At 39.8% G+C, this 17,790-nt stretch carries 9 protein-coding genes; all 9 read left to right on the top strand.

The genetic code is table 11. From position 1 onward, the window contains the following. Window positions 1-10 precede the first annotated feature (10 nt). The gene (locus AC1RJ8_RS00180) at window positions 11-1,834 is read left to right on the top strand and encodes a RagB/SusD family nutrient uptake outer membrane protein (RefSeq protein WP_492952342.1); all 1,824 of its coding nucleotides are present in this window, start codon (window positions 11-13) and stop codon (window positions 1,832-1,834) included. 392 nt (window positions 1,835-2,226) lie between these two features. Continuing rightward, window positions 2,227-3,882 carry a pectate lyase family protein gene (locus AC1RJ8_RS00175; protein ID WP_492952343.1) on the top strand — a complete coding sequence of 552 codons (1,656 nt, stop codon included), beginning with the start codon at window positions 2,227-2,229 and terminating at the stop codon, window positions 3,880-3,882. Between the two features lies 1 nt (window position 3,883). After that, window positions 3,884-5,524 (top strand): pectate lyase family protein, encoded by a 1,641-nt coding sequence (locus AC1RJ8_RS00170; RefSeq protein ID WP_492952344.1) that lies wholly within the window; start codon window positions 3,884-3,886, stop codon window positions 5,522-5,524. Between the two features lie 148 nt (window positions 5,525-5,672). Beyond that, window positions 5,673-8,834 (top strand): DUF6298 domain-containing protein, encoded by a 3,162-nt coding sequence (locus AC1RJ8_RS00165; protein ID WP_492952345.1) that lies wholly within the window; start codon window positions 5,673-5,675, stop codon window positions 8,832-8,834. 2 nt (window positions 8,835-8,836) lie between these two features. Beyond that, window positions 8,837-10,237, top strand: a complete 1,401-nt coding sequence (locus AC1RJ8_RS00160) for a glycoside hydrolase family 140 protein (protein WP_492952346.1) — start codon at window positions 8,837-8,839, stop codon at window positions 10,235-10,237. A gap of 210 nt (window positions 10,238-10,447) precedes the next feature. Further along, window positions 10,448-11,374 carry a glycoside hydrolase family 43 protein gene (locus AC1RJ8_RS00155; protein WP_492952347.1) on the top strand — a complete coding sequence of 309 codons (927 nt, stop codon included), beginning with the start codon at window positions 10,448-10,450 and terminating at the stop codon, window positions 11,372-11,374. Between the two features lie 128 nt (window positions 11,375-11,502). Next, window positions 11,503-13,335 (top strand): six-hairpin glycosidase, encoded by a 1,833-nt coding sequence (locus AC1RJ8_RS00150; protein WP_492952348.1) that lies wholly within the window; start codon window positions 11,503-11,505, stop codon window positions 13,333-13,335. 173 nt (window positions 13,336-13,508) lie between these two features. Continuing rightward, on the top strand, window positions 13,509-14,927 hold the full coding sequence (locus AC1RJ8_RS00145) for a sialate O-acetylesterase (RefSeq protein WP_493008018.1): 1,419 nt from the start codon (window positions 13,509-13,511) through the stop codon (window positions 14,925-14,927). Continuing rightward, window positions 14,927-17,740, top strand: a complete 2,814-nt coding sequence (locus AC1RJ8_RS00140) for a glycoside hydrolase family 2 protein (RefSeq protein WP_492952350.1) — start codon at window positions 14,927-14,929, stop codon at window positions 17,738-17,740. Before AC1RJ8_RS00145 ends, AC1RJ8_RS00140 begins: the two co-directional genes overlap by 1 nt. Window positions 17,741-17,790 lie beyond the last annotated feature (50 nt).

Genomic DNA, 17,790 nt, shown 5'->3' with positions numbered 1-17,790 from the left:
TTTAATTATCATGAAAAAGATTTATATCATAATTTTAGCAGCTTGTACTACATCATTAATGTTTAGCAGTTGTAAAAAAGTGCTCGAAAAACAGGATTTAGGTAGTTTTACTGCCGATCAGGTTTATAACGATTCTACCACAACAAAATTAAGCATCGATTATATCTATAGCCAGAATCAACCGGCCTGGTTTGGCAACGTTGGCGGCTTAAGTGCTTCAGTTAGTTCGCTTTCAGAAGAGCAATATGGAGATAATGTTTTTGTTAAAGGTACAGCGACTATTGAGTCTGTAACCGATTTAGGCAATACGAATACTGCTGGAAACTACGTGAAGATTAGAACCATCAACATGTTCATCAGAGATGTTAATGCAGGTACATTAGATCCGGCAATGAAAAAGAGATTTAATGCACAGGCTTATTTTTGGAGAGCTTTCAGGTATTTTGAACTTGTAAAACTATACGGTGGCGTACCCGTGGTATTGGTACCACTGGATGCGGTAGGCGAAGATGCTAAAAAAGCAGCACTTTTACCTCGTAACACTACTTCCGAAACTTTTGCTCAAATTGTTAGGGATTTGGATTCTTGTATTAAATATATTCCGGTGAAATGGCCTAAAAATGATGATTATGGCCGGATTACTAAAGGTGCTGCTCAAGCCTTTAAAGGGCGTGTACTATTAACTTTTGCCTCTCCCGAATTTAATCCAAGTAATCTTTCTTCAAGATGGCAGGATGCTTACACGGCAAATACACAGGCAATAGCAACCCTATCTACCAATGGTTTTGGCCTGTACACTAAATTTGACGCAAGCATGTGGACAACCGAAGGAAGTGCAGGAGGAAGCACACCGCGCAATCCGGAAGCCGTGTTTGCAACACTTTATAATACAGGAACAACCGATATCGGACAGAATAATAATACCTATCCCAATGCAACAGTTCCGAAATATATTGGTAGTACCGGCGGCTCTAATTTACCCACCTGGGATATGGCTTTGGCTTTTCCGATGAAAGATGGAAAGGATATAGGCGCATCAAAATATACTTATAGTCTGGGCACGTTTTATAAAGACAGGGATCCAAGATTTGATCAAACAATTGCCTATAACGGATGTAATTGGCCTCTATCGGGGAATTCATCTTATAGATTGTGGACTTATTATTATACAAATGATAAAAATGTTCTGGCCACTACTGAGCCGTCGGGCGCCACTTCTTCGGGCTTATATTTAAGAAAAGGAATAGACCCATCTTTAACATTGGCTACTTTTCAAAATGCCGGTACCGATTGGATAGAGATCAGATATGCTGAAGTAATGTTAAATCTGGCAGAATGTGCGGCCGAAACCGGCCAAAGTCAGGAAGCTTATAACAATTTAATTAATATTAGAAAAAGGGCTGGCATAGAAGCAGGAGCCGATGGATTGTATGGTTTAACAGCTGGTTTGAGCGGAAACCAGTTAGTTGCAGCGATAATGAAAGAAAGACAAATTGAGCTTGCATTTGAAGGTAAGCGCTTTTGGGATTTAAGACGCAGAAAACTATTAGAAAGCACTTTAAACGGAAAGAGAAGATTAGGTGTTACCATAACGCTTAAAAATACGGGCACAAAAACAGATTATATTCTAGGAACAAGAGATGTTTCTGCCAATACCAATCTGGATGCACTATATGCAAATAGTTTTACCGTAACAACCAAGCAGCTTGATACTTATAATATTGCTTATCAGCCTGGAGTTTACTTTTTTGGTATTCCGACAGTGTCATTAAATAACAATATTAATCTTGTCCAAAATAACACTTGGGGTGGAGCGTTCGATCCATTAAAATAAATGGGCTAAGATCTTGGGGCGGTTTGCTCACCGCCCTGGTTTTTTTATATTTGGTTTTGAAAAAAGGGAACATTAATTTGTTTCCTTTTTTTTATTTAAGAATGTTACATTTATATATGAATTTTATTCCTATCTTGTAACATGGCTGCGAGAATGAATTTAATTTGTTACAGGCATTTTTGCCAATTGATAAGATTATACAATAGATAGCCAAAATTATACATTAAACAGCTGCTTTTTGCATGCAAATTTGAAAGATAATATACTTTCTAACCAAAATTACTTACAAGGATAGACCAAGAAATGAGCCACGATTTTCGATATCAGCGATTAGATTTTTTCTGTTAATTAAAAAAATCGTAATTTCTTTCTCTTCCCAACGAACAACACAAATGAAAAAGAACATTTTAAATCTGTTGCTAACAACAGCATTAATACTCTCCGCAAATTATACGTTTGCCCAATATCCAAATATTCCTGCCAATATTAAAAAATCATCTGATTCGATGATGAAAGAAGCCTATCATCAATCTGATATTGCCTGGGAGAAAGCAAAGCCTATTATTGCAAAAGAGGCAGCTCAGGGCAAACCATATATTCCTTGGGCAGGTAGACCAAATGATTTGCCACAATCAGATTTATTGGCTTTTCCAGGTGCAGAAGGTGGTGGCGCCTATAGTTTTGGTGGTCATGGCGGTAGAGTTATTGTAGTTAAAAACTTAAACGATAGCGGTCCGGGTTCTTTGCGTGATGCCTGTGAGCAGGGTGGTGCGAGGATCGTGGTATTCAATGTTTCAGGAATTATCAGATTAAAAACACCACTTATTATCCGTGCACCTTATATCACTATTGCTGGTCAAACCGCACCTGGTGATGGTGTATGCGTGGCAGGCGAATCGGTTTGGTTAAATACACATGATGTGATTATACGTTTTATGCGTTTTAGAAGGGGAGAAACCTTTGTGGGCCGCAGAGATGATGCCATTGGAGGTAATCCGGTAGGCAACATTATGATCGATCACGTTTCGGCAAGCTGGGGATTAGATGAAAACATGTCGATGTACCGCCACATGTACAACGACAGTACAGGTAAAACAGAAGAAAAATTGGGAACGGTTAACATCACGATACAAAACTCTATTTTCTCAGAGGCATTAGATTATTGGAACCATGCTTTTGGCAGCACCTTAGGTGGAGAAAACTGTGCTTTTGTTCGTAACCTTTGGGCAGATAATGGCGCTCGTAACCCATCAATTGGCTGGAACGGCATATTTAACTTCGCCAACAACGTGGTTTTTAACTGGAACAACCGCTCTACAGATGGAGGAGATTATACTGCTCAATACAATATCATCAATAACTTTTATAAACCAGGTCCGGTTACCGAACTAAAAGACCCAATCAGTTACCGCATTTTAAAACCAGAATCTGGACGTAGTAAATTACCCTATGTTGTTTTTGGTAGGGCTTATGTAGCTGGAAATATCATCGACGGTAATGAGAAAGTAACCAAAAATAACTGGGATGGAGGGGTTCAATTAGAAGATAAAAAAGGAAATTTAATGTCTTTCGAAGAAGCAAGTAAATATTTCGCTGCAATGAAAGCTAAGAATCCCTTTCCAATGCCTAAGATTAGCATTATCCCTACTTTAAAAGCCAAAGAATATGTACTGGCAAATGCTGGTGCAACTTTACCAAAGAGAGATCCGGTTGATACCCGAGTAATTAAACAGGTTGCCACAGGTAAAATTGAAGTTCACCCTGATGCGAAACCATCTGCATTTCAATTCGAACACCGCAGATTACCTGGCGATTCTTACAAGCAAGGCATCATTACCGAAGTTTCACAGGTTGGCGGTTATCCTGCATATAAAGGTACACCATATAAAGACAGTGATGATGATGGCATGCCTGATGCTTACGAGCTTAAAAATGGCTTAAACCCCAAGGATGCATCTGATGCTTCAAAAATCACTAAAAGTGGTTATGCAAACATCGAAGTATATTTAAATAGTGTGGTTCCACTTTCTATTGTTAAGCCTAACTAATATGCGTACCTGGAATTCAATTTTTAGCATAATAGTGCTTTGTGGCATTGGAAATGTAGCTTTTGCACAATATCCGGTAATCCCAGAGGCTATGGAAAAGAAAGCCGATTCGCTTTTAAAAAGCATTGAAGAAAAATCTGAACTGCAATTTTTAAAAGTAAAACACATTGTAGATGAAGAAGCAAAACATGGTAAACCTTATATTCCATGGGCAGCAAAACCAGGCGATTTACCGCAAGCTAAAACAGTGGCCTTTCCTGGTGCTGAAGGTGGTGGTGCTTATTCTTTTGGCGGCCGCGGAGGAAAAGTTTACGTCGTAACCAGTCTTGAAGATTCGGGCAGCGGAACTTTACGCGAGGCTTGTGAGCAAGGCGGTGCCCGAATCATTGTTTTTAACGTTTCGGGTATCATCAAATTAAAAACACCACTGATTATCCGTGCACCTTATATTACCATTGCCGGTCAAAGTGCGCCTGGTGATGGAATCTGTGTAGCTGGCGAATCGGTTTGGATTAATACCCATGATGTGGTGATCCGTTATATGCGTTTCCGTCGTGGCGCAACCGATGTTACCCGTAGAGATGATGCCATTGGCGGAAATCCTGTCGGAAACATTATTATCGATCACGTTTCAGCAAGTTGGGGACTGGATGAAAATATGTCGATTTACCGCCATGTTTACGATCCAAAAGATGGTTCTAAACCTGTAAAATTACCTACAGTAAACGTTACCATTCAGAATTCGATCTTTTCTGAGGCTTTAGATACCTATAACCATGCTTTCGGAAGTACAATTGGTGGTTTGAACAGTACTTTTATGCGTAACCTTTGGGCATCAAATATCAGCAGGAATCCATCTGTTGGGATGTATGGCGATTTTGGTTTTGCCAATAATGTGATCTTTAACTGGTGGAACAGGAGTGCCGATGGTGGCGATAATGCTTCATTTTATAGTTTCATCAACAATTATTATAAACCAGGCCCCATTACACCTGCGGGCGAACCGATTTCTTATCGTATCTTAAAACCTGAATCGGGTAGGGATAAAAAGTTCTCGAGCGAATTTGGTAGGGCTTATGTAACCGGAAATATTATAGAAGGAAACGAAAAGGTAACCAAAAATAATTGGGATGGTGGTGTTCAGCCTGAAAGCAAAAGAGATAAACAAAAACTATTAGATTCGATGAAAGTAGATAAACCTTTGCCAATGGCTAAAATTTCAATCATCGATACCAAAAAAGCTTATGATTATGTTTTGGCCAATGCTGGTGCATCTTTACCCGTTCGCGATGCGGTAGACCAACGTATCATTAAACAGGTTTCAACTGGTAAAATTGATCATGTTGAAGATGGGAAATTACCAGCTCAACAAAGTTATGTAAAACGCCGTTTACCTGCCGATTCTTATAAAAAAGGAATTATTTCAGATATCGCACAAGTAGGCGGTTATCCTGAATATAAAGGAAAACCTTATGTAGACACCGATCATGATGGAATCCCTGATAGTTGGGAAACCAAAAACGGACTAAACCCGAAAGACGCTAAGGATGCATCAAAAATTGCGAAATCAGGTTATGCCAATATCGAAGTTTATTTGAATAGTTTGGTAGATATCATTAAAGTGAGACCTGCTAAAGGTTAAAGAAAAAAGACTAAAGTTGAAAGACTGAGTATCTTCTATCCAAAATCGTCATGCTGAATTTATTTCAGCATCTTTCATGCTATAAGGACCCTGAAATGAATTCAGGGTGACGACCGTTCATAGATTGTTGACAAAGAAAATAACATTAATGCCAAAAACTAACCACATATTAAAAGTTATACAACTAAAAACCTTATCGATTTTGGTAATGGCGCTTTTGGCGACAAACTTTTCATTTGCCCAAAAAATAAAGCCGGTGGAGCCACCAAAACCTATCTTTAAAGGGAAGGATGGTAAAATGGCTTATACACCGGATATTGATGAAAACCGGATTCCCGATTTTTCTTACGCTGGTTACATGGCAGGCGAAAAAGCCATTCCTAATGCACCAATAAAGGTAATAGTTCCTGTTTCAAAAGGCGATGCTACTTTAAGAATTCAATCTGCCATTAATTATGTTTCGAAATTACCGATGGGTAAAGATGGATTACGTGGCGCCGTTTTATTAGAAAAGGGAACTTACGAAGTTGCCGGAACATTAAGGTTGTCGGCATCTGGAGTGGTGCTCCGTGGAAGTGGAATGGGCGAAAACGGCACAAAGATTTTTGCAACTGGCTTAGACCGGATCGGTGTAATCAGGATTTTAGGTCAAAAAAACAGGATAGAAGAACAGGCAATTGTGGTTACTGATACTTATGTACCCGTTAATGCAAATAAAATTACGCTGTCTAATGCCAGCGGATTTAAAGTAGGTGATCAGATCATCATTAACAGACCTTCAACCAAAGAATGGATCGAAACCCTCAAAACGGTTGAATTTGGTGGTGGCGAAAGTGCTTTAGGCTGGAAACCAGGAAGTAGGGATATTCATTGGGATAGAAAAATTATCGCCATAAACGGCAATACCATAACTTTCGATGCCCCAATTACAACAGCTTTAGACGCTAAATATGGTGGCGCAACAATTTCAAAATATAAATGGGAGGGAAGAATTGCACAAACAGGGATTGAAAACCTGAAAATTGAATCCGATTATCATAAAGAAAATAGTAAAGACGAATACCACCGTTGGACAGCAATCTGTTTAGAAAATGTACAAGATGCCTGGGTCCGTCAGGTGGTTTTTGAGCATTTTGCAGGTTCTGCAGTAAATGTTTTGGAAACTTCAAAAAGGATTACTGTTGAAGATTGTAAATCGTTAGCGCCAATTTCCGAGATCGGTGGTGAGCGCCGTTTTACCTTTTTAACTACTGGTCAGCAAACGCTTTTCCAAAGGTTATACTCAGAATATGGTTACCATGATTTTGCGGTTGGCTTTTGCGCTCCAGGCCCCAATGTTTTTGTACAGTGTCAGTCTTATTTGCCTTTCAGTTTTAGCGGCGCGATTGATAGCTGGGCATCGGGCGTTTTATTCGATATCGTTAACATCGACGGACAAGCTTTAAGTTATTTAAACCGTGGACAGGATGGGCAAGGAGCTGGCTGGAGTGCTGCAAATAGTGTTTTTTGGCAGTGTAGTGCTGCAAGAGTTGATAATTTTCAGCCGCCAACAGCTCAAAACTGGGCTTTTGGAACCTGGTCTCAATTTGCCGGAAATGGCTATTGGGATATGTCGAACGAACAGATCCAGCCGCGAAGTTTATATTATGCCCAACTAAAAGATAGATTGGGAAGTGAGGCGGATAGCAGGAATTTTGTGCTACCTGTTGAAACAGAAGCATCAAGCAGTCCACCTGTAGATGTGGCATTAAAATTAACAAAATTGGCCTACAAACCTGCTTTAACCGTTTCAGAATATATTGATGCAGCACCTGACAGGAATAAAATCCCGACGGATGCCGGTTCGGCAAAGAGCATAGATAAAATTGGCTTAGATCAAGTTATTCAACCTGTTCTTGCGGGTGCGATGGGCATCAAAAATGGCTGGTTGGTCCGTGGCAGCGAAATCGTTCTGGGCGATCGTCAGGATGTGCCTTGGTGGAACGGAAGCGCCCGTCCTTATGGATTAAAAAACACCAAGTTTCATATTACGCGTTTCGTACCCGGACGTTCAGGAAATGGTTTAACAGATGATTTAGATTCAATCACAGATGCGATGAAAAACGGCGCTGTTAAAGTGCTCGATCATAATTACGGCCTTTGGTACGATAGAAGAAGAGACGACCACGAGCGCATCCGCCGTATGGATGGCGAGGTTTGGGCACCTTTTTACGAATTGCCTTTTGCCCGTAGCGGACAGGATAAAGCCTGGGACGGTTTGAGCAAATATGATATTACCAAATACAACCTTTGGTATTGGGACAGGTTAAAGCAATTTGCTAATCTGGCTGATCAGAAAGGCCTGGTTTTAATCCACGAGAACTATTTTCAACATAACATTATTGAAGCCGGTGCACATTATGCCGATTTCCCCTGGCGTACCGCAAACAATATCAACAACACGGGTTTCCCTGAACCTGTACCATATGCTGGTGACAAACGCATTTTTATGGCCGAGCAGTTTTACGATATCAGCAACGAGCACCGCAGGGCGATCCATAAAGCTTACATCAGAAAATGTTTAGAGAATTTTGATGGAAACACAGGCGTTATCCAATTAATTGGGGCCGAATTTACTGGCCCATTACACTTTGTTCAGTTCTGGATCGATACCATTAACGAATGGAAAAAAGAAACAGGTAAACACCCAATTATCGGCTTAAGTGTAACTAAAGATGTTCAGGATTCAATTTTGGCTGATCCAAAGCGCGCCGGAGTGGTTGACCTGATCGACATCCGTTATTGGCATTACCAGGCCGATGGGAGCGCTTATGCACCGCAAGGAGGATTAAGTTTGGCTCCCCGTCAGCATGCACGTTTGCTAAAACCTAAAAAAACCTCTTTCGAAGAAGTTTACCACGCGGTATCTGAGTATAAAAACAAATTCCCTGAAAAAGCGGTGATTTATTCGGGCGATAGCTTTGACAGTTTCGGTTGGGCAATTTTAATGGCAGGCGGTTCGCTCTCCAATGTCGATGGAATTGATGCTTCAATTTTAACCGCGGCATCTTCGATGAAACCCTTTTTACCTGCAGATAAATCTGCAAAACAATATGGTTTAGTAAACCCGGGCAAAGCTTATATTTTGTATAACGCTTCTGCAAATGCCATCAATCTTGATCTGAGCAAAGTATCTGGAAAATTCAACGTAAAAGTGCTGAACACGAGAACAGGGAAACTACTTAAAGAAGAGAAAATTAATGCCGGCGCTGTTGCTACATTAGAGAAGGTCGGATCAGGCGACGAAGTCATCATCATCAATAAAATTTAAACATGAATATTAAATCTAAAATATTTCTGCTTGTTATGCTTTCTTGCGCAGCTTTTGGCTGTAAGAAAAAACCATATTTTGGCGATAAAAGTCTCCTGGTTTCTGAGAATGGCAGATATTTAACCACCGGCGATGGTAAACCATTTTTCTGGCTTGGCGATACCGGCTGGTTGTTGTTTGGCAGGTTAACAAGAGAAGAAGCAAATACTTACCTCGAAGACCGCAAACAGAAGGGTTTTAATGTAATTCAGGTGATGTTATTACATGATGTGCCATCGAGAAATGTATATCTCGATTCCTCAGTTGTACATGCAGATGTATCAAAGCCGATGCTTACGCCAGGCAATAACTCAAAAGATTCTTTGGCTTATGATTATTGGGACCACGTAGATTATATCGTTGATCAGGCAGCAGAAAAAGGCCTCTATATGGCCCTGGTTCCGGTTTGGGGTACCAATGTCAAAAATAAAAAAGTGAACAAAACGCAAGCAAAGGCTTATACTGAGTTCCTGGCAAAACGTTATAAAGATAAGTGGAACATCATTTGGCTCAACGGTGGTGATATTAAAGGTAGTGATGGTGCCGATGTTTGGAAGACCATTGGCGAAACTTTAAGGGCAAACGATCCGAATCATTTAATTACTTTCCACCCCAGGGGAAGAACAGCTTCTTCACAATGGTTTCAAAATGCAAAATGGTGCGATTTTGATATGGTTCAATCTGGCCATCGCCGTTATGATCAGGATACCTCTAAAAATGAAAAATTGCATTATGGCGAGGATAACTGGAAATATATCGAGGCCGATTATAAATTAAAACCTACCAAACCAACCATTGATGGTGAGCCTTCGTACGAAGATATTCCTCAGGGTTTACACGATACCACTCAACCACGCTGGACAGACAGTGATGTGAGGAGATATGGTTACTGGTCGGTTTTCGCTGGTGCTTTTGGCTATACCTATGGCCATAATTCGGTGATGCAGATGTACAAAAAAACAGATTTAAAACCTGCTTATGGTCCGAGAGACCAGTGGATCACTGCAATTAATGCCCCAGGCGCTAAACAGATGCAGTATTTGAAAGATTTAATGCTTTCTCATTCTTATTTCGATCGTGTGCCTGATCAGACTTTGGTAGCAGGTAAAAACGGCGAAAAATACGAGCGGATTCTTGCCACAAGAGGTGAAGAATTTGCACTGCTTTACACTTATACAGGGCGCAATTTCAGTGTGCAGCTAGGTAAAATTGACGGCGACAAAGTAAAAGCATCATGGTTTGATCCAAGAACAGGGAAAATCATCCCAATTGGAGAATTTGAAAATAAAGGAATAAAAGAGTTTAACCCACCAGGTGAGCCTGCAAATGGTAATGATTGGGTGTTAGTGCTGGATGAGCTATAGTAGAAACGATTAGCGAAAGGCGCATGGCGTTGAGCCTGCACAAGATCGTCATTTCGACTGGAGTGCAACGGAATGGAGAAATCTATTGCGAGAGTTAAAAAGATGTCATCCTGAGCGTAGTCGAAGGGCAATCTTTTTAGGTAATACAACTTGGGTCTTCGACTACACTCAGACTGACAATTGCAAAAAAAGAAATAATTAAAGATAACTGTGTTTAAACCCAATTCCATATCATCATTTCGCTTAGCTATAATTGGCCTGCTGCTGTGCGGATTAAGTTCCTGTTCAAAACAAGCCTATTTATTTACCTCCTTCCATGAGCCTGCAAATGAAGGATTGAGGCTTTTGTACAGTTATGATGCTTACCATTGGACGGATTTGAATAAAACCTTCTTGAAGCCTGAGGTTGGAACGCAGAAGGTTTTACGCGATCCATCAATCGTTCAAGGCCCGGATGGAACCTTCCATTTGGTTTGGACCTGTAGCTGGAAAGGCGATAGGGGTTTCGGTTACGCAAGTTCTAAAAACCTGATTAACTGGAGTGAGCAAAAGTTTCTTCCGGTAATGGAAAGTGAGCCAAAAACCGTAAATGTGTGGGCACCGGAAATCTTTTACGATAACGAGAAAAAAGAATATGTAATCATCTGGGCCTCAACCATACCATATCGCTTTGCTAAAGGAATAGAAGAAGAGGAGAATAACCACCGGATGTATAGTATTACAACCAAAGATTTTGAGAGTTTCTCAAAACCAAAACTATTTCTCGATCCTGGTTTTAGTGTAATCGATGCGGTTATTGTGAAACGGACGACCAAAGATTATGTGCTGGTTTTAAAAGATAATACCCGCCCGAACAGGAATTTAAAAGTTGCTTTTGCAAAAGATGCTTTAGGCCCCTATGAAAATGTTTCGGAGACTTTTAGTCCGAAATTAACGGAAGGACCAACGGTTGTAAAAGTTGGAAAGAATTGGTTGATTTATTTTGATGCTTATGGACAAAAGATTTATTCGGCTTATAATACAGCCGATTTTAAGACTTTTAAAGATGTAACTGCTGAAGTTTCAATCCCTGAAGGACATAAACACGGAACAATTATAAAAGTGAAAAGAAGAGTGATTAAGAATTTATTGAAATAATAAATGAGCCGTCATTGCGAACTTAAGCAAGGGAACAAGCAAGAGCGTGAAGCAATCTATCAAGCAAAAAAGATTGCTTCGTTCCGATGAAAAATCGGAAACTCGCAATGACGAAATGAACTAAAAACATGAAAATATTTAAAATACTTTGTTTAAGCCTAACATTAGCACTTGCAGTACAAAGCTCGCAGGCGCAGGATACAGTGCGCTATACCGGTAAAACCTTAGTTAACGCAGATTATCATCATGGGCAGCTTTCGCCAGTGATGGGTGTACACAGTATCCAAACTTTTCGTGCGAACAGGGAACACCCTGAACTGGCCGAAAACTTTGGCTGGACTTACAACCATGCGCCGATGCTGGCTTATTGGAACAATAAATTTTATATCGAATATTTAAGCGATAAAGTGGGCGAGAGCATCCCGCCAGGGCAAACATTATTACAGTCTTCAAAAGATGGCTACAACTGGACGAAACCAGAAGTGGTATTTCCAATCTACCGCATTCCTGATGGAACCACAAAAGAGGGTAGAACCGATGTTGCCAAAGATTTAGACGCAGTAATGCATCAACGCATGGGCTTTTATGTTTCCACTAAGAATGTATTCCTGGTTTTGGGTTTTTACGCGATCAGTTTTGACGCTAAAGATGATCCGAACGATGGCCATGGAATTGGCAGGGCTGTAAGAGAAATTCAGACAGATGGAAAATACGGTCCAATTTATTTCATCCATTACAATCCAGGTTACTCGGAGAAAAACACCAAATATCCTTTGTACACCAGAAGCAAAAGTAAAGCTTTTATTGAAGCCTGTAATGAGTTATTAACTAATAAATTAATGACGCAACAATGGAATGAAGAGGCAGATAGAAAGGATCCTTTGATTACTTTACAGAAACAGTATAAAGCCTTCAGTTATTATCACTTGCCTGATGGAAGAGTAGTGGGTTTATGGAAAAATGCCTTAACAGCAATCAGCAATGATAACGGTAAAAGTTGGCCTGAAAACGCGTCGCGTGCACCAGGTTTTGTAAACAGCAATGCCAAAATATGGGGTCAAAAAACTGCTGACGGTAACTACGCGACGGTTTATAATCCATCTGAATACCGCTGGCCTTTAGCCATTTCAACAAGCAAAAACGGACTAGATTATACCAATCTTTTATTGGTAAATGGAGAAATTACACCAATGCGTTACGGAGGCAATTACAAATCTTACGGTCCGCAGTATGTTCGTGGTATTGAAGAAGGGAACGGAAAACCTGCCGACGGAAAATTATGGGTAACCTACAGCATGAATAAAGAAGACATCTGGGTTTCTTCGGTTCCGGTACCCGTTAATGATAAAGCAACCCAACATGTAAATGACGATTTTAGTAAAATGCCGACTGATAAGGCACTCGAAATGTGGAATATCTATAGTCCGCTTTGGGCGCCAGTAACGGTTAACAATGGAACTTTGGTATTGAAAGATAAAGATCCATTCGACTATGCGAAAGCCGAAAGATTGTTTCCGGCATCCAGAAAAATCATTACTTCGTTTTCGGTTACGCCAAAGCAAAGTGATTTTGGTTTACTGGAAATCGAATTGCAGGATGCTAAAGGAGCTGCTACCGTTCGGTTAACTTTTGATACCGCTGGTACATTAAGTGCAAAAGCTGGTGCACGGTATAAAAACTTCATGAAATATGAGGCAGGGAAAAATTACGACATCAAACTAAAATTAGATGCATTTACCCGATTTTACACCATTACTGTCAACGGAAAAGATGCATTAACCAGTTTGGCCTTTCAACCGGTTGCCGATGTTTCCAGAATTGTTTTCCGCACCGGCGATGTGCGCCGTTTTCCTGATGTAGATACACCTGCCGATCAAACCTATGATCTAAAAAATGCTGGAGAATCAGAGAAAAAGGAAGCGGTTTATTCGATTAAGTATTTAAAAACGGAGGGATTTTGAGACAGTTGGCAGTTTTCAGTTTGAAGTTTTCAGTTTTTCCCTCGTTTCCTTTTATGGCATCATTGCGAGGAGGCACGACGAAGCAATCTTTCCTGTGCGTCATTCCGACCGCAGTGGAGGAATCTTTGAGCCAAGTTAAACAGATTTCTCGACTGCGCTGCACTTCGCTCGAAATGACGATAGTAATTATTTTCTTATCGTTATGTTCCTTCTCCGCCAATGCAAAAATCCTTTTGCCTCAAATCTTATCGAGCAATATGGTTTTGCAACGGGATAAACCCATCAATATTTGGGGCTTTGCTTCAGTTGGTGAAAAAGTTGAAGTAACGTTTGCAGGTCAGAGAAAACAAACAATAACCGATAAAAATGGAAACTGGCTTATTGTTTTAGCTCCACTCAAAACATCTTCAAAGCCCCAAACGATGTCTATTAATGGCTCAAATAAAATCGAACTTACCAATATCCTGGTAGGCGAGGTTTGGGTATGTTCAGGTCAATCGAATATGGAATATGCGATGCGCAAACTGGCCAAAATTCCGAAACCGAAAAATGAAAACTTGGGTTTTCCATCTGATGAGGTTGCAAAAGCACACAATAATCAGATCAGAATTTTCCTGGTTAACCGCAAAACTTTGATCAAAGCCGATTCGATCCATAAAAGCTGGTCTGTAGCACAAGATTCCGCTTTACGTGCTTTCTCGGCAGTAGGTTATTTCTTTGCAAAAGAAATTCAGGAAAAATTAGGTATTCCTGTCGGCATGATCTCTTCGGCCATTCCGGGCAGCGCCATTGAACCGTGGATTTCAGAAAATGCATTTGCAGAAGAGGATTACTTCAAAAACCAAAAAGTGGGTAACGATCCGGGTAAATTTTATCCGACCATGATCGAACCTTTAACTCAATTTAAAATCCGCGGTTTTCTTTGGTATCAGGGCGAAACAAACTGTTTTTTGAACGAGAAAATCAGCTACGCTTATAAAATGAAAGTATTGATCAATAGCTGGAGAAAAGCCTGGAAAGAAAAGGATCTGCCGTTTTATTATGTTCAGATTGCACCATTCGATTATAGTAAACAAAAAAGCGATAAGGTTGTATTAACTGCCGAAACGGAACCAACTTTTTGGGAGGCGCAACAACAGCTATTGCGTTTGCCCAATACGGGGATGATTTCTACATCAGATTTGAACGATAATGGGGGAGATTTACATCCAACTTATAAGTGGGAAGTAGGTAGAAGATTATCGCTTTTGGCACTAGCAAAAACATACAACAAAGATATACCTTTTTCTGGGCCGATTTACCAGTCTGCATCCTTTAAAAAAGGAAAAGCATTGCTCCATTTTACATACCTGGAATTAAACAATAAACCTATTTTAGGATTTGCAATCGCGGGGAAAGACGGTAAATTCGTAAATGCTGAAGCTATTGTAAAAGACGATAAAGTGGTGGTTTCTTCAAACGAAATTGCCGAACCAACTGTGGTTCGCTATAACTGGACAGAAAATCCAACAGGAAATTTTAACTGTTACGGTTTGCCAGCATTGCCTTTTAGAACCGATAATCCATTAATCAAATCATTTAAAACCAATTAATGAAACGCAGATTTATACTTTTCTTGTGTTTAATAACCACGTTTTGCTCCCTAAGAGCACAGCAAACGGAGAAATTATACCTGTCGGGAACTGGGAACGACGATACTGTTAACTGGGATTTCTTCTGTACAGCTGGCGCAAATTCGGGCAAATGGACAACTATTCCGGTGCCGTCTAATTGGGAATTACAAGGCTTTGGGAAATATAATTACGGTTTCAACAAAGAGGAAAACAAAGGGAAAGAACAAGGACTTTATAAATATACTTTTAAGGTTCCTGCAGATTGGAAAGACCGAAAGATCAATATTGTTTTTGAAGGCTCAATGACTGATACTGAAGTTAAAATCAATGGCAAATTGGCCGGAGAAACACATAAGGGTTCATTTTATGTATTTAGATACGACATTTCTAAATTGGTAAAACTTGGTAGCGATAATTTGCTTGAAGTAAAGGTATCTAAACATTCAGCTAATCAATCTGTTAACGAGGCTGAACGGAATGCCGATTTCTGGATTTTTGGTGGTATTTTCAGACCAGTTTATCTTGAATCTTTGCCTTTAACTCATATCGATCGAATTCAGATAGATGCTAAAGCTGATGGCCATTTAAATACTCAATTGAATTATACAGGTGATGCGGATAAGCTTGAAGTGGAACTTTTAGGAAAGGATGGAAAAAGATTCGGTGAAAGATTTACGACTTCAATAAAAAAAGGAAGTAAAAGCATACAGATGCACCATCAGTTTTCCAATCCAGCATTATGGTCTTCAGAATTTCCAAATCTTTACACTGCAACATTCACTTTAGTTAAAAATGGTAAAGAGATCCATCAGCTTTCTAAAAAGATTGGTTTTAGGACAATTGAAGTAAAAGAACGTGATGGTGTATATGTAAACGGAGTGAAAATGAAATTCAAAGGTGTAAATCGTCACTCTTTTTATCCATCATCAGGCCGTACTACCAGTAAAAAAATCAGCATTGCCGATGTGCTGTTAATGAAAGAAATGAACATGAATGCCGTTCGGATGTCGCATTATCCACCAGACGGCCATTTTCTTGATGTTTGCGATTCGCTCGGCTTATTCGTTATGGATGAACTGGCCGGCTGGCATGGCACATATGATAAGCCTACGGGAACAAAATTGATGAAAGAAATGATGTTGAATGATGAAAATCATCCATCGATTATATTTTGGGCAAATGGTAATGAAGGCGGACATAACCGCGAACTTGATCATCTTTTTGCTGAAGAAGATATACAAAAACGCCCGTTAATCCATCCTTGGGAGGTTTTTGGAGGTTTCGAAACCACCCATTACCGCGAATTTAATTATGGAATCGGCAATTACGATCACGGACACAATATTCTAATGCCAACTGAATTTCTTCATGGCATGTGGGATGGCGGTCACGGTGCAGGCATCGAAGATTATTGGAATGTGATGTGGAACAATCCGCTTTCGGCTGGTGGTTTCCTTTGGGATTTTGCCGATCAGGCTGTGGTGCGTACAGATAGAAACGGCGAATTAGATACCGATGGAAATCATGGCCCTGACGGAATTGTCGGACCTTATCACGAAAAAGAAGGTAGTTTCTTCACCATTAAAGAAGTCTGGAGCCCTGTTTTTGTTGAGAAAAGAGAAATGACAAGTGGTTTTGATGGTTCATTCTTGCTAGAAAACCGTTATGCATTTACCAATCTCAATCAATGTACTTTCAATTGGAAATTGAAGAAATTAAAGGTGGGAACGGATGCAACATTCAAATCGGGTAAAGCAGACGCTCCAAATATTAAACCTTTCGAAAAAGGAAAGTTAAAGATCAGTCTTCCAGGCGACTGGAGGAGCTTTGATGCACTTTACCTTACTGCAAATGCACCTGATGGTAAGGAATTGTTTACCTGGAGTTTCCCGATAACACTGCCTAAAGAGGATGCAGAGAAAATTGTTGTAAAAAGAGGTTCTTCAAAGGTAAATATTAAAGAAGATGCGAAAGTTTATCAGGTATCTGCTAATGGCATAAATTTAACTTTCGATAAAACATCAGGTTTGTTGCAGCAGGCAAAAAATGCCAAAGGTATCATTCCGTTTTCGAACGGTCCGATTTTGCAAGAGGGTGTAAATAACTTTAAGGGTTTTACTCAAAAAATGGATGGAGAGAATTTAATTATTTCATCAAAATTTGATAAAAAAGAAAGCTGGAATACTTTACAATGGACAATTTATCCTTCAGGCTGGCTAAAAATGGAAGTGGAATATTTTCCATCAGATTACTTTACCACTTTCGTTGGATTGAACTTTTCCTATCCTGAATCAGAAATTAAAGCAGTTGAATATAAAGGCAACGGACCATACCGCATTTGGAAAAACAGGATGAAAGGTACCCAATTTGGCATTTGGAAAAAGGATTATAACAATTCGGCAACAGGAGAGGCGCCCTGGCAATACCCTGAATTTAAAGGTTATTATTCAAACATGTATTGGTGCGAGTTTCTTGGCAAACAGCAATCGTTTAAGGTAGTTACAGATAGAGAAGATGTGTTTTTAAGACTATTTACACCGAAAAAATCGAAAGATACAGAATATGACAACATGAGTCCGACATTTCCTAATGGTGAAATTTCATTTATGAATGCAATTTCGGCAATTGGCACCAAAACCCAAAAACCAGAAACAACAGGACCAATGGGAATGAAGAATATTTATTACGATTTTGATAAAGCCCCAAGCAGGGCATTAAATATGACCTTGTATTTTGATTTTTCAACCAATACATCGTCATTGCGAGGAGGCACGACGAAGCAATCTCAATAAAGGAATTATAGAGAACAATAACCTTAGCAAAAAAGATTGCTTCAGCTCGC

It is taken from the genome of Pedobacter sp. GW822-FHT03F06, from assembly GCF_058801365.1.
Note: the sequence above shows the minus strand (reverse complement) of the source record. Positions and strands in the feature narration are given on the sequence as shown.